At 60.2% G+C, this 13,387-nt stretch carries 11 protein-coding genes and 1 pseudogene; 3 read left to right on the forward strand and 9 right to left on the reverse strand.

From position 1 onward, the window contains the following. Positions 1–68: 68 nt before the first annotated feature. Together F3H26_RS05165 and F3H26_RS05170 are read right to left on the reverse strand one after the other, a co-directional pair. Positions 69–1,280 (reverse strand): ABC transporter substrate-binding protein, encoded by a 1,212-nt coding sequence (locus F3H26_RS05165; protein ID WP_149774999.1) that lies wholly within the window; start codon positions 1,278–1,280, stop codon positions 69–71. A gap of 74 nt (positions 1,281–1,354) precedes the next feature. Continuing rightward, positions 1,355–2,404, reverse strand: a complete 1,050-nt coding sequence (locus F3H26_RS05170) for an ABC transporter ATP-binding protein (protein ID WP_149775000.1) — start codon at positions 2,402–2,404, stop codon at positions 1,355–1,357. A 165-nt stretch (positions 2,405–2,569) separates the two neighbouring features. Between F3H26_RS05170 and F3H26_RS05175 the strand changes: the two genes are divergently transcribed. Together F3H26_RS05175 and F3H26_RS05180 are read left to right on the forward strand one after the other, a co-directional pair. Next, the gene (locus F3H26_RS05175) at positions 2,570–3,571 is read left to right on the forward strand and encodes a nuclear transport factor 2 family protein (RefSeq protein WP_149775001.1); all 1,002 of its coding nucleotides are present in this window, start codon (positions 2,570–2,572) and stop codon (positions 3,569–3,571) included. Then, positions 3,571–4,437, forward strand: coding sequence for an amidohydrolase family protein (locus F3H26_RS05180; RefSeq protein ID WP_149775108.1), 867 nt, complete (start codon positions 3,571–3,573; stop codon positions 4,435–4,437). The genes F3H26_RS05175 and F3H26_RS05180 overlap by 1 nt, the downstream gene beginning before the upstream one ends. A gap of 10 nt (positions 4,438–4,447) precedes the next feature. On the opposite strand, the gene F3H26_RS05185 is transcribed toward F3H26_RS05180, so the two are convergent. The 7 genes and pseudogenes from F3H26_RS05185 to nusG all read right to left on the reverse strand — a co-directional run bounded on the left by F3H26_RS05185 (position 4,448) and on the right by nusG (position 11,612). Next, the gene (locus tag F3H26_RS05185; RefSeq protein ID WP_149775002.1) at positions 4,448–5,449 is read right to left on the reverse strand and encodes a HupE/UreJ family protein; all 1,002 of its coding nucleotides are present in this window, start codon (positions 5,447–5,449) and stop codon (positions 4,448–4,450) included. Further along, positions 5,446–6,318: a peptidyl-prolyl cis-trans isomerase gene (locus tag F3H26_RS05190; protein WP_188127692.1), complete on the reverse strand. Its 873-nt coding sequence runs from the start codon at positions 6,316–6,318 to the stop codon at positions 5,446–5,448. The genes F3H26_RS05185 and F3H26_RS05190 overlap by 4 nt, the downstream gene beginning before the upstream one ends. 84 nt (positions 6,319–6,402) lie before the next feature. Then, a pseudogene (locus F3H26_RS05195) lies at positions 6,403–8,325 on the reverse strand (DUF3604 domain-containing protein). A gap of 133 nt (positions 8,326–8,458) precedes the next feature. After that, positions 8,459–9,520: a porin family protein gene (locus F3H26_RS05200; RefSeq protein ID WP_223162433.1), complete on the reverse strand. Its 1,062-nt coding sequence runs from the start codon at positions 9,518–9,520 to the stop codon at positions 8,459–8,461. A 501-nt stretch (positions 9,521–10,021) separates the two neighbouring features. After that, positions 10,022–10,618 carry a GNAT family N-acetyltransferase gene (locus F3H26_RS05205; protein WP_223162434.1) on the reverse strand — a complete coding sequence of 199 codons (597 nt, stop codon included), beginning with the start codon at positions 10,616–10,618 and terminating at the stop codon, positions 10,022–10,024. Then, positions 10,615–10,923 (reverse strand): type II toxin-antitoxin system TacA family antitoxin, encoded by a 309-nt coding sequence (locus tag F3H26_RS05210; protein WP_149775111.1) that lies wholly within the window; start codon positions 10,921–10,923, stop codon positions 10,615–10,617. The genes F3H26_RS05205 and F3H26_RS05210 overlap by 4 nt, the downstream gene beginning before the upstream one ends. Before the next feature lie 176 nt (positions 10,924–11,099). Beyond that, on the reverse strand, positions 11,100–11,612 hold the full coding sequence (nusG, locus tag F3H26_RS05215; protein ID WP_149775004.1) for a transcription termination/antitermination protein NusG: 513 nt from the start codon (positions 11,610–11,612) through the stop codon (positions 11,100–11,102). A 204-nt stretch (positions 11,613–11,816) separates the two neighbouring features. Between nusG and F3H26_RS05220 the strand changes: the two genes are divergently transcribed. Beyond that, on the forward strand, positions 11,817–13,379 hold the full coding sequence (locus F3H26_RS05220) for a recombinase family protein (protein WP_262504551.1): 1,563 nt from the start codon (positions 11,817–11,819) through the stop codon (positions 13,377–13,379). The last annotated feature ends 8 nt before the right edge of the window (positions 13,380–13,387 follow it).

Consider the following 13,387-nt stretch of genomic DNA (forward strand, 5'->3'; position numbering starts at 1 on the left):
CTCTGCCTTTCTCATGGTTCTCGGTGGCGGAAGATGCGGGAGGAGGTCGGCCCCCTCCCGCGTGCGGATCAGTTGCTGACCAGGCCGGCTTCTTTTGCGGCGGTCAGATAGTCGGCTTCGATGTCGGCCAGGGTGGTCTGGGCGTCCTTGGCACCGGTCAGATAATCGGCCAGTCCATTGCCCAGCGCGGTATGCATGATGCCCATCGGGCCCGACGCCGGATAGGGCTTGGCGCCTGCTTCTGCCGATGCGGCAGCACCCGCGGCCAGTTCACCGGGCGTGTAGGCCGGGTTCAGCCAGACGGCGACGTCATTGTTAGCCTGCACCATTTCCGCGTCGATGCCTTCCATCATCACGCGGAAGGCGGCGTCGGCTTCCTCGTCGCTCATGTTCTTGGCCAGGACCATGCCGTCCCACCAGATCGTGGTCGCCGGAGCCGCCGACCCCATCGGAGCCGCCGCCATCTTGACCTTGCCGACCACCTGGCTTTCGGCCTCGTCATTCATCGCGGCCGCGCGGCTGGCCCAGAGGTTGGCCATGGCGATCTTGCCCTGCTGGAACTGCTGCTGAACGTAGGTCGAATCCGAGACCAGGTATTCCGGGTCCATGTAGGCCGTCATCGCCTTGAGCGTTTCCAGCGCGCGAACCCCCTTTTCGTTGTTGATCGCGGGCATGTTGCCGTCGGCAAAGAACTCACCGCCCTCGCCCAGGTACATGTTCACGAATTCCTGGCCCAGGTTCCAGCCGGTCTTGAACGTGCCGCCCAGCGGATACTCGACCACGCCGGCTTCCTTGATCTTTTCCGCCGCGGCCAGCACGTCGGCATAGGTCTTGGGCTCGGCAATGCCCAGATCGGCCAGAATGTCGCTGCGGTACATCAGGTGCTGGGCGTTCACCATCATGGCGATCGCCATGGTCTGGCCGTCCACCTTGATCAGTTGGTTGGGCAGCAGGTCCTGGCCGTATTTGGCGACCAGATCATCCAGCGGACGGATGGTGCCCGCGTTCAGCAGCGGCACCAGCGTGGCGTTCGACACGCCGCCGATCTGGTACAGCGCCGGGTTGGCCGCAAAGGCTTCGGGCTGCTTCTCGCGGAATTCCTGATCCAGCGAGGCGCTGAAATTGCCGCATTCGGCCATGGCGTCGGTGACGGCCTTCCAAGCCTCGAACCCGGCCGAAAGCGATTTCAGCGGAACGGGGTTTTCGAACGAACAGGCGGCCCATGCGGCGCCCGAGGCCACCGACATCGCGCCGGCCAGTATGAGTGTCTTGAGTTTCATGCGTTTCTCCCTGTCAGGATCGGTCCGTCGTCGACGTCCGGACCGGTGGTTTGCCCTTGCGGGCTGTTGCGGGGTCAATCCCCGATCCGCGCACCGCTTCCAGCTTCGAAGAGATGACAGATTTCGCTTGGCACCGAGAACGATACTGGATCGCCGATCTCGGCGCGGAAAGACTTGTCGGCCTTGACCGAGACCAGCGCGCCGCCGACCCGGACCGAGATCATCGTGGCGTCGCCCAGCAGTTCGAGCGTGTAGATCGGCGCCGTGATCTGGCCCTGCCCCGTGGCAAGACCGGCGTCCTCGGCCCGGAACCCCAGCGTCAGCGGCCCGTCGGGGGCACCTATACCGGGGATGTCCACGTGCTGCGCGCGGAACACGCCGCCTTCGACGCGGCCCTCGATCAGGTTCATGGCGGGTGAGCCGATGAAGCTGGCCACGAAGGTGTTGGCGGGGCGGTCATAGATGTCGGTCGGGCTGCCGACCTGTTGCACGATGCCCTTCTTCATCACCACGACACGGTCGGCCAGGGTCATCGCCTCGATCTGATCGTGGGTGACATAGATCGTGGTAACGGCCAGTTCGTGGCTGAGGTTCTTGATCTGCGCCCGCGTCGACACCCGCAGCTTGGCATCCAGGTTCGACAGCGGCTCGTCCATCAGGAACACGTTCGGTTCGCGCACGATCGCGCGGGCCAGGGCGACCCGCTGGCGCTGACCGCCCGACAGCTCGGCCGGCTTGCGATGCAGAAAGTCGTCCAGTTCGACCATGGCGCTGGCCCGGCGCACCTTCTCGTCATGGGTCGCGGGGTCGATGCCGCGCACCTTCAGCGGGAAGCGGATGTTTTCATAGACGTTCATGTTGGGGTACAGGGCATAGCTCTGGAACACCATCGCCACGTCACGGTCCTTGGGTTCCAGATCGTTGACCACCTTGCCATCAATCAGGATCTCACCCTCGGTCACGTCCTCCAGCCCCGCGATCATGCGCATCGTGGTGGTCTTGCCGCATCCGGACGGCCCCAACAGCACAAGGAATTCGCGGTCGGCGATGGTCAGGTCGAAATTGTGGACCCCCACGAACGACCCCCAGCGCTTGCCGACGTTGCGCAGTTGAATTTCCGCCATGGTGCCTCCCGGGAAGGAATCGTTTTGCATACGTTTGCAAAAGAGTAATCCGGCCACATCATTTCTGGCAAGACAATTTTGCAAACGTATGCAAAACTGCCCGAAGCAAGTGATTCACGTCTTGCTGACCTCAATCGCAACCTTCTGCCAGGAAACGGAAAACCCGTGAGCTTTCACGACCAGAAGAAACTGATTTTGGCATTTCACGACGCGTTGGATACCGCAGATGCTGCCGGCACCGGCCAGATCGTCGAACAGTTCTGCGCGCCCGATCTGCTGTGGCGCGGCTTTCACCCCTTCCACGAAATCGTTGGCGCAAAGGCCGTGGCCGAGACGTTCTGGCAACCGCTCAAGCACGGGCTGAAGCGTATGCAGAACCGGACGGACATCTTCTTTGCCGGCCGAAACGCGCTGACCGAATCCGATGATGTCTGGGTCGTGTCGATGGGGCATCTGATGGGCCTGTTCGACGCGCCTTGGCTGGGCCTTCCACCCACCGGCAAGCTGGCCTTTCTGCGGTACTGCGCCTTCTACCGGGTCGCAGATGGTAAAATCACCGAAACGGCCATGTATTTCGACATTCCCCACCTCATGGTGCAGGCCGGGTTGAACCCCTTTCCCCCGCAAACCGCGGCTCACCTCGTGCAGCCCGGCCCCAGAACCCATGACGGGCTGTTGATGCGCGACCAACCCGCAGCCGAAGGCCAGAAGACACTGGCGCTGATCAACGCGATGATTTCGGACCTGGGCCAGTGGAACAGCGGCCTGACGCTGGAGGAGGAACTGGCACGCACCTGGCATGACGACATGGTGTGGTGGGGCCCCGAGGGGATCGGGGCCACCTACACCATCCCGCGCTATGCCAAGCAGCACTCGGGCCCGTTCCGCGCCGGTTTCGCCGAGCGGTCCAAAACGCGACACATCTGCCGCATGGCCGAGGGGCACTATGGCGGGTTCTTCGGCTGGCCAAACTTCACCGCCGTTCCGACGGGCGGCTTCATGGGCATGCCCGCAACCGGCAAGCCGGGTGAGTTTCGGGTCATCGACATCTATCGGCGCGCGGGCGACAAGCTGGCGGAAAACTGGATTTTCATCGACCTGCTGCATTTCTGGAACCAGCAAGGGGTCGACATCCTGTCGCGCACGCTGAGGATCGGCAAGCCATGATGATCGACGCACATCACCATCTGTGGGACCTGTCGGCGGTGCACTATCCTTGGCTGATGGAGACCGGGGCCGTGCGGTTTTTCGGCGACCCCACACCGATCCAGCGCGACTATCTTCTGGACGAGTTCCGCGCAGACGCCGCGGCGCAGGGGTTTTCCGCGTCCGTCCACATTCAGGTGGGCGCGGCGGACCCTTGGGCCGAGGCCGCTTGGGTGCAGTCGGTTGCAGATCAGGCACCCGACTGGCCGTTGGTCCAGGTGGCTTTCTGCGATCTGACTGCCCCGGACCTGGGGCACCGGTTGGACAGGCTGCAAACCCTGCCCTCATTGCGGGGCGTGCGCCAGATCGTCGGCCGCGCGCCCGAAGAGGACATGGCATCCGGCACCAATGCCCTGCTGGACGATCCCCGCTTTCTGGCCGGCCTGAAGGAACTGGGCGCGCGCGGCCTTTCGTTCGATCTGCAACTGTTGCCCGAATTGATGGAGCAGGCCGCCCGCGTTCTGGAACGCGCGCCCGAAACGCCGGTTGCCCTGTGTCATGCCGGCTCGCCGCATGACCGAACCGAGGGCGGGATCAAATCCTGGGCCGGATCGCTTTTGTCGCTGTCCGCGCTGCCGCACGTGTCTTGCAAACTGTCCGGCCTGGGCATGTTCGACCACGGCTGGACGGCAGACTCCGCCCGCCCGATCGTTCACGCGTGCCTGACCCAGTTTGGACCCGCCCGCTGCATGTTCGGGTCCAACTTTCCTGTGGACAGCCTGTCCTCGGGCTATGCGGAACTGGTATCTCGCCACCGTTCGCTGATTCCGGTTGAGATGCAGGCGGATGTGTTCGGGCGCACGGCCCAGCATTTCTATCGGTTTTGACGGGTCGGGGTCAGAAACCACTGACCCGCTCGATCAACCAATACATCGAAACGGTTCCAATTCCATATCCGGTCACCGTCGTCGCCCAGTCGCGTGCGCCACGGGATTGGAAAGCACCCAGAACACGCAGCACCGCCAGGCCCAGCGCGACGACGGAAACAAATGCCAATTGGCCGGCTTCGACCCCGATATTGAAGGCCAGCAACGCGGCCGGTATGTCGCCTGTAGGCAAACCGATCTCGGACAGGGCCCCGGCAAACCCCAAGCCGTGCAACAAAGCGAAACTGAAGCAGACAATCCACGGATATTGCTCGGACAGCCGCAACTGCCCGTCCTTGTGCCGCAATATCTCGAGGGCAAGAAACACGATGGACAGGGCGATCACCGCTTCGACCGGCGGCCCCGGCACTTGCAGCAAGCCAAGTGCGGCCAAGGCCAAGGTGATTGAATGCGCGACCGTAAACGCCGTAGCCGCCCCGACAAGCTGCCAAGGATCACGCACCAGTACGATCAGGGCAAACACGAACAACAGGTGATCCCAACCTTCGAGTATGTGTTCGAACCCCAACTGAAAATAGCTGGCAAAAACCGCCCAGGTCGAAGGATCGGCCGGGATCGTCAGCATTGTATTGTCAGGGGTAAACCGCAACGTAACCGCTTCGGCGGTCAGCGGCTGCATCCGCAGCAATACGTCGTTGCGTTGCAATTCCAGCCCATCGACCGTGATCGGCTGATCCGCGATCGATCCTTGGCATTGCGCCACCCAAACCGAAACCCAAGCGGCCCCATCATCTTGCGGCGCGGGTCCTGATCGCGGAGTGCAAATCTCCGGCAAGACCGCCTCGATTGCCATCGGCCGCCCGTTCACATCCGGCAGCCTCGACAGAACCTGCCATGTGTTTTCCGACAACTGCCGCAGATCGAGGAACCCTGGATCCAAGGCATGAGCCTGACTTTGCCCCGGCACCAACATCAACCACAAGGCGGAAAGCGCTGCGAGGATCCGCGTCATTCTTGCGGCCCCAACGCGGGCAGCGAAATCTCATACCTGTCGGCAAGGCTCTGGTATTGTGCTTCGGCCAGGTCCGCGGCGGTTTGCCTGCGCCAATCTTGCAGCACTGTGTCTCGAAAGTCGTCCAGCGGCGGCAGCACGCCTGGCTCCACCGCGTTGATCCTCACCAAGTGCTGCCCATAGCTCGACACCACCGGTCCCGCCCATGCTCCGGTGGGCAACGTCGCCAGGATCTCGGAAAAGCCGCGCCCAAACGTGCTGTCGATTGCGCGCGCCGCTGACAGCGGCATGGATTTTGGCAGCAGGGTGGACAGCCCCACCTGCATAGGATCAGCGCCCGCCGCAAGAGCCGATTGAGCCGCCTCAACATCGGCGCTGCCCGGGGCCTCGCCCAAGAATATTTGTTCAAAGGCGAATTTCGGGGGCGTTCGGAATCTATTCGGATTGTCCTGCAGATATGCCGCAAGTTCCGCATCTTCGGGCACGACAGACGCCGCAATCGAGCGGGTCAGGAATTCCATCTTCTGAGCAAGCCGCGCCCGAATGACCGGATCGCCCCGTTCCAAACCAAGATTGCGGGCCTCGCGCACCAATATTTCTTCGCGTACCAAGCCATCCACCAGCCGCTGCAATTCTTCTGGGGAGGGCGCACGATTCCAACTGGCGCTGAACCGGCTTGCCAACATCGATACATCATTGTCGTCAACAACGATTGCTTGCTGAGGGTCCTGCGCCTCGGACGGTGGGGATATCCAGTAAAACCACGCGAAAATCGCAACCCCGATCAGCAGGAAATGTACCAGTGGTTCTTTCAGAAAACGCATCAAATTACCTGTGCTCTCGAAAAGCTGTGGCGGGTAAGTGGCCACGGCACCGGGGCAAAGCCCGCTCGCCCATAATGACAAGAAACCGGGCGGTGCCATCCGCCCAGTTGAAACGTTTTCGACAACCGTTCATCCCTCCGGTGTGTACCAGATCGGCGACGAATAGGCGCGCTCCTGATGCACCAGTTGCGCCTCCTCGGGAAGCTCAAGGTCAAGGCGCAGCTTGTCGTACAGAACCCAACGCGGGGTCGGGATTTCCAATACCCGGACATAGTAGAAAGCCCGGGCTGCCGGATCGAATTCGGGATCGGTCCAGACGGTCACCAGCTCGGACGCGCCGATCGTGTTGGTCCAGCTTGCCGTGTCCAGATCGACCGTATTTCCGACCGGAGGCAGTTTGCCATTTGCGTCCGGCGCTCGATCCCCTGACCAAGCAACGTCGAACACCTTTTCCTGCATCTCGCCATCGGCGTCCAACCAGCCCTTGACCACCTGGACACGATCCAGGTTGGCGCCGATCGGATCGCGCAACGCCCCGATCAGGAAGGTCGGTGCACCCTCACCCTCGCGCGGGCGGAGATCACTGCCCATGGGTACGCCCTTGGTATAGCCCACATCGGCCACCAGACGCGTCAGCAAATCGTCCTCGACAAAATCCCATCCGCCAAAGAACCGCAGCCCGATCCGAGGCCCGGTCGTGGCATAGGTTTCGCGCCGCTTGAACGCGTCGAAAATGGCCGAGCGCGTGTTGTCCGACGCCCAGACCGCCGTGTAGCCCGAGGCCACCAGCGTGTGCCCTTCGAACGCGCCCAACTCGCTTTCGACGAAGGGATGCAGCACGCGGGTCGGCGAAGGTTCGGCGCTGACGGATTTTCCGAAATAGTTTTCCTCCTCGGCCGTGGTCAACGAAGTATGGCTGTCGGTGGCGCCGCCCATCCCAAACTTGTAGGGGTTCACGCCGAATTTCTCTTCGAGCATCAATCCGCGTTTCAGCGCCTCGCGCGCGTATTCGCCGGCCAGCATGTCGTCGGTTTTCAGTTGGGAAATGTCCAGATTGCCCACATCCCAATTCTCATAGTCGGCGAATTCGTCCTCGGGGCTGAGATAGGGATGCGCCTCTCCGTCGCCCTTGATCTGCGTTACCTCGTAATGCGGTTCCCACTTGGCCCGGTTCTTGACGTATTCTTCATCGACCTTGCCACCGTGATAGGTGTCTTCGGTCGGGAACATCCAGCCGTTGGACAGATTGCCGTTGTGCGCAAAAGCCAACGCACGTCCGCCGGTCCGGGCCTGATAGTCTTCCAACCAGGCGTACAGCATCTTGGGGTCCGTATCGCCGTAGGGCGGTTGTGTGACCGGTGGCACCACCTGCAGCGCTCGGATCGGCCCGTCCCGCAGCATGACGTTGCGGTGCAGGTTGAACCCCTTGGGTACCGAAGTCCATTCAAATCCGATGAAAGCGGTGAAATTGCCGGGGTCGTTGTGCCGTTCGGCAGCCAGAACGATCTGCTCCCATGTAAAGGCAAATGCGTCGGCGCCGGGGCTGTGGGATTCCAGCAGCACCTCGGGCAGGGTCATTTGCGAAAAATTGGAGATGATGTCGAAGGCGGCCTCGGCGGCCTCATCCCCGCCAGCTTTGTAGCCCTAGTACCATTGCAGACCCTTCGGGTCGGCCAGCACACCCGGTTTGCCCGCCTGCAGGTCAGGCGCAAACCCCATCAGGTCTGTGTGATCGGTCAGAACCATCCAGTCGAGAGGCCGCGCAAGGCGCACCGGCTGGCCGGTGGATGAGATCACCTGCTCGCCCTTCGCAAAGCGCCAGGCCGCATCCGGCCCCAGCGTATTGCCGAAGGCGCCGGCGTCCAAAGACAACGACGTGTGCAGATGTGTATCGCCCCACAAGGGGCGTTCCGGAAACGTACGATTTGCATAAGGCGAAAACGGCGCTTCTGCGAAAGTGCCTTCGGCGGCCTCCTTGCTGGGAACGGCATCGGCAAAAACCGAGGTTGGCAAGGCGATCAACCCCGCGAACATTGCAGTCATTCTGGACATCTGGTCCCCCCATTTCCATTTTCGCGACCGGTCTTTGCGACAGGTTGGATTCAAAAGGTATCATATTGCGACAACCCAAGGATGAAAAACTTGCCCTTGGGCCAGATGCCCGACCAAAGACCCAGAACAACCGTCAGAAACGATAAGTCGCCCCGATCACAGGTCCAGATTGGCTGAACGTGTAGTCATTGCCGTTCAGGACGTGATCAAAGGATATGTAGCGATAGCCACCCCGGATCAGCCACCGTTCGTTCAAAGCATAATCCGCCGTCAGCAACACCTGCCAGGTTTCGCTGTCACTCTGAAAGCCGCCATAGTCGAAAAAGGCGGTGCCGGCCCACCGTTCGGACAGGACGAAACGCGCCCGCGCCGCAATCACCGCATCGGTCCAGCTGTTGTCGACCGAACTTGTCCGACCCGGCGCGACACCGGGGCGAAGCGTGAAGGTGGTTTCAGTACTGAACCAGCGCAGACCACCCGCCAGATCCAGTTGAACGGTCGGATCCTCGTAGACCCGATATCCCAGATAGGCGCTGAAGAATTGGGTGGTGGCCGAGGTGTCGAGGCCCGAGAAATTCGGTCCGGGCGTATCAGTTCCGAACGACAGGTCCGTGTAGTTGTAGTCGGCCAACAGGCTCCAGCGCCCGTTGGTCGCGGAAAATGTGCCCATGAAGGCCAGATCCAAGTTGCTCAGCGCATCCGAGAAGCTCAACGTGCCCTCGACGCCTCCCGCGGGCGTGTCGAGGCCGGTTTTGGTTTCCGGCGTGAACAGGTAGATCGTCGCCTGGTAGGACCAATCGCCTTGCTGGGCCCGGGCCGAACCTGCCCCGACGACAAACGCAACCGCACATGCGGCGGTCGCTGCGATCAAATTTTGAGTTGTTCCAAACATCATTTTCTTCCCGCAAACACAGAGAATTTTTTTCTCTTTCGCCCGGAAAGAGGGGCAAGCCGCTCTGGTTGCCCAATTCAGCACAAAGGCATTCTTAGGACGCGGTCCAATTTGCCGGGCGCCTTGATTGAACCTCTTGGACGCCGCTGAACGGTACACGCCGTCATGCCGGCAACCGGAAGGAAATCCGCAGCCGGTTTGCAGCCACGATACCCATCGAATTCGTTCGGCACCAGTTCCAAGTACTGCGAACCGGAGGCTGCGCCGCACTGACTGAATGACCGATGGCAGAATTTTCTCCACGACGATGTGAGCTCTTGCAAAGTGACTGGTCAAGTCGAACGGCGATCTCACCTGTCCCAGTCCAGATGCAACGCCGCGCGGCAGACCGGTTCCGCCAGAAACCGGTGGGGGGCCGCCTGCCGTCCACCGGAAGGCCGCTCCGACCGGCGTTTTGGATATCGCAAAGGAACCCGACGCCGACCAATCGCATTATGTTTTGCTTCTGCCGAACGACAGGTTCACACCGCACATTCAATGTGCATTGCGGCCGCAAGTGTCGGCACATTCCAATTTGCCCTGAGGGGGGGGGAAGACAGTCGCCGACTTTCCAATTTCTCTTGAAAGTCACCGACTGGATTTTACCAAGTGGCGGAGGGGACGGGCCTGACAGCGAACCCTCTCCACCCCCTAAGTCATTGTAATCATTTAATCGACATTGAGTTCGCAAGACACTTGGTTCGAACGGGTCTGGGAGCGAACGTTAATGGGACTGAAACGCACCCAGTGGTCTTTAGGAGGCGCTCAGCTCTCGACCCTTGATCTAAGTTCATCTGCAACTTTCATCGGCATAAACATACGTAATGGATCAGAAGGCAGGCTCACAAATTTCAATCCTTCATATATCGCGAGGCGGTTCCGGACTTTGTCGGTGTCACCACAATCCAATACGTCCAACATAATAACAGCGGCGGAGTAGCCCGTCCGGGATGCACGTGAGGCGCGACACAAGGCGTCTACAAGCAAATCCTCTCCAACTTTCTGACCCCGATATTTTTCATCTCTTCCGATCATGGAGATGTATACTGCGGGTATCGAGCCATGACTGGGTGCAGTCCGCTTGTACTTCGAGGGCAATTCTTCGAAGTGAACAGCATGAGCGTTCATTGCGTAGAATCCAGCTACGTCTCCCTGTTCCCCAAGCATGACGTACACGGCGGTGTTTCCAGCCTTCATTAGCTTGTTAGCTGTCTTCTTGAAAAAGTTGTCAACTTGATCCACGCCGCATGAAAAAGAATTCCTATCGTGCCGGTCTGGATCGAACGGTTCGATTGAAAAAGGTACAGGTGACTTTTCTTCCGTTACTTCGGCGGTCGATGCCGGTCTTTCCTTTGCCGTCACTTGGATACAACGCGAGACTTGTATCGTTCGGCCGCATCAATAAGCGCGTCATTGATGACGGGCGTTGCCTCGAGGGCAGAGAAAAAAGCTTCGTGATCAACAGCCGCTAGTCGCGTATGTTCATGGGCTTCGATCACCTTTTCCGCTTCCCGTAGTGCAGCGCTCATCGTAAAGGTCGAGTCATCCACCCCAGAAAGAGCCGCGGCCCGCTGAATGGTGGCTTTGATGGGCGCTTTGGTCCGGAAATTCATCCGCTCCGAGTTGCGCCCCTCAAACCCAGTTGTTTCATCTGTAAACGACAGCATCATTTCGCTCCACTTGCCGAACCGTTGCGACCGATTATGTACGCACAACGGGCGTACATGTCAATGACTCCGGTGGCAATCACGTTAGTGCCAACAACATGTTCTCTTTGTAGCATCCTTCGTCTCTGCTGACAGCAGAAGCATTTGCAACAAGCCAACGACAACAGCGAACTTGCTCACACCGCCCGCAGCTGACCCGCCCCGACCGCAACCCGCGTCTGCGCACCCATGAGCTCCATCAGGACCCAGACGCGCCGGTCAGGCGCGATCTTTTCAACCTCCGCCACGAAATTGGCAAAGGGGCCCTTGGTCAGCGTGACCCGATCGCCCGGCTTCAGAAGCTTCGGCGGCAGCAACTTGCCCTTCGCGTCGCAGCGCAGCATCAGCTGTGAGACCAGATCCAGCGGCACCGCCGTCGGTTCTTTGCCGAAGCTCACCAGCCGCGTGATGCCATAGGTCGAGTTGACCGTCCGCCAGGACCCGCGGGTCACATCGAAGGCAACGAAGATATAGCCCGAGAACAGTGGCCGCATGGCAGTGACGAATTTGCCGTTCCGCTGGCGAGTTTCCTCTTCCATCGGCAGAAAGGTCTTGAAGCCTTGGCGCTTGAGATTCTTGTTCGCGATGTTGGCGCAGTTCGGTTTCAGCTGCGCCAAAAACCAGCTTGTGCCGCGATCGTGGACTGTCATCTTGCAACCTCATTAAAACTCCACCGCCCACATATCGCTCGAACTTGAACAGATGCAAGTCAGCTTTTCCGGAAGGTGTGTGATATTTTGATGAAAGTCATGGCCCGATTTTCCGTCAGTTCATTGATATAGTGAGATAATCCAGCACTATCAGCTTGATACACTTCGCCACCCACGCAAACGTCCGACCGACTTGAAGACGGATTGGAGGCTGAGTTGGACGGGAGTGGCGAGATTACAGAGTTTCGGGCGGCGCAATATGTGCGCATGTCGACGGAGCACCAGCAGTATTCGACGCACAACCAGTCCGACAGGATCCGCGAATATGCCGAGAAGCGCGGCATCGAGATCATCAAAACCTATGCCGATGACGGCAAGAGCGGTCTTTCCATCGGTGGGCGCGCGGCCCTGCAGCAGCTGATCGCGGATGTGGAATCCGGCGCGGCCGACTTCAACGTGATCCTGGTCTACGACGTCAGCCGCTGGGGGCGTTTCCAAGACGCCGACGAAAGCGCATATTACGAATACATCTGCAAGCGGGCCGGCATCAACGTCGCCTATTGTGCCGAGCAGTTCGAAAACGATGGCTCGCCAGTCTCGACCATCGTCAAGGGCGTCAAACGCGCCATGGCCGGCGAATACAGCCGGGAGCTTTCCGTCAAGGTCTTTGCCGGTCAATGCCGCCTGATTGAACTGGGCTTCCGCCAGGGCGGCGCGGCTGGGTTTGGGTTGCGCCGGGTGCTTGTGAACGAGCGCGGCGAGATCAAAAGCGAGCTGAAACGCGGTGAGCACAAATCCCTGCAAACCGACCGCGTGATCTTGATGCCGGGCCCCGACGAGGAAGTGGCCTGGGTCAACAAGATGTATCGCTGGCTGATCGAGGAGGATCTGTCCTTCCGCGAGATCGCCGACCGCCTGAACGAAGAAGGCGTGACCACTGATCTGGACCGGCCATGGAATTCCGGCACAGTGCGCACGGTCCTCACCAATGAGAAATACATCGGCAACAACGTCTACAACCGCTCCTCCTTCAAGCTGAAAAAGCTGCATGTGGAAAACCCTCCCGACATGTGGGTGCGCAAGGAAGGCGCTTTTGAGGGGATTGTGCCGCTGGAGTTCTTCCTGACGGCGCAGGAGATCATCACGGCACGGTCCGCCCGCCTGTCAGATGAGGAACTGCTGGATCACCTGAAACGGCTCTACGCCGATGCGGGCCAGCTCTCTGGGGTGCTGATCGACCAGACGCCAGACATGCCGTCATCATCCGCCTATCGTAATCGCTTTGGGTCGCTCGCTCGCGCCTATGAAATGATTGGCTATCGCTCGGACCGGGATCAGAAACGCATCGCGCTCAACAAGCGCCTGCGTGCCATGCATCCAGAAATCATTGCCCGCACTGAGGCCGCGATTGCGGATGTGGGCGGCACGATGGTGCGCGATGCCAAGACCGACCTGCTGACCATAAATGACGAGATGGTCGTGAGCCTGGTGTTGGCGCGTTGCCAACCGATGGCAGACGGGCGCCTGCGTTGGCGCATTCGCTTTGATCCGATGCGCTATCAGGCCGACGTCACGCTGGCCGTGCGGCTCGATCCAGAAAACCACGACGAGCTCGATTACTACCTGCTGCCCTGGCTCGACCTGCCCCGGCAGGAAATCCGCCTTTGCAACCGCTCCAGCATCACCTTTGAGGCCTTCCGGTTTGAGGATTTGGGCTTCTTTTACGGCATGGCCGCGCGCGTTGGCATTCGCCGGAAATGGGGGTGACGCAGAGA

The sequence above is a fragment of the Ruegeria intermedia genome, from assembly GCF_900129345.1.
Classification (GTDB): Bacteria; Pseudomonadota; Alphaproteobacteria; order Rhodobacterales; family Rhodobacteraceae; genus Ruegeria; species Ruegeria intermedia.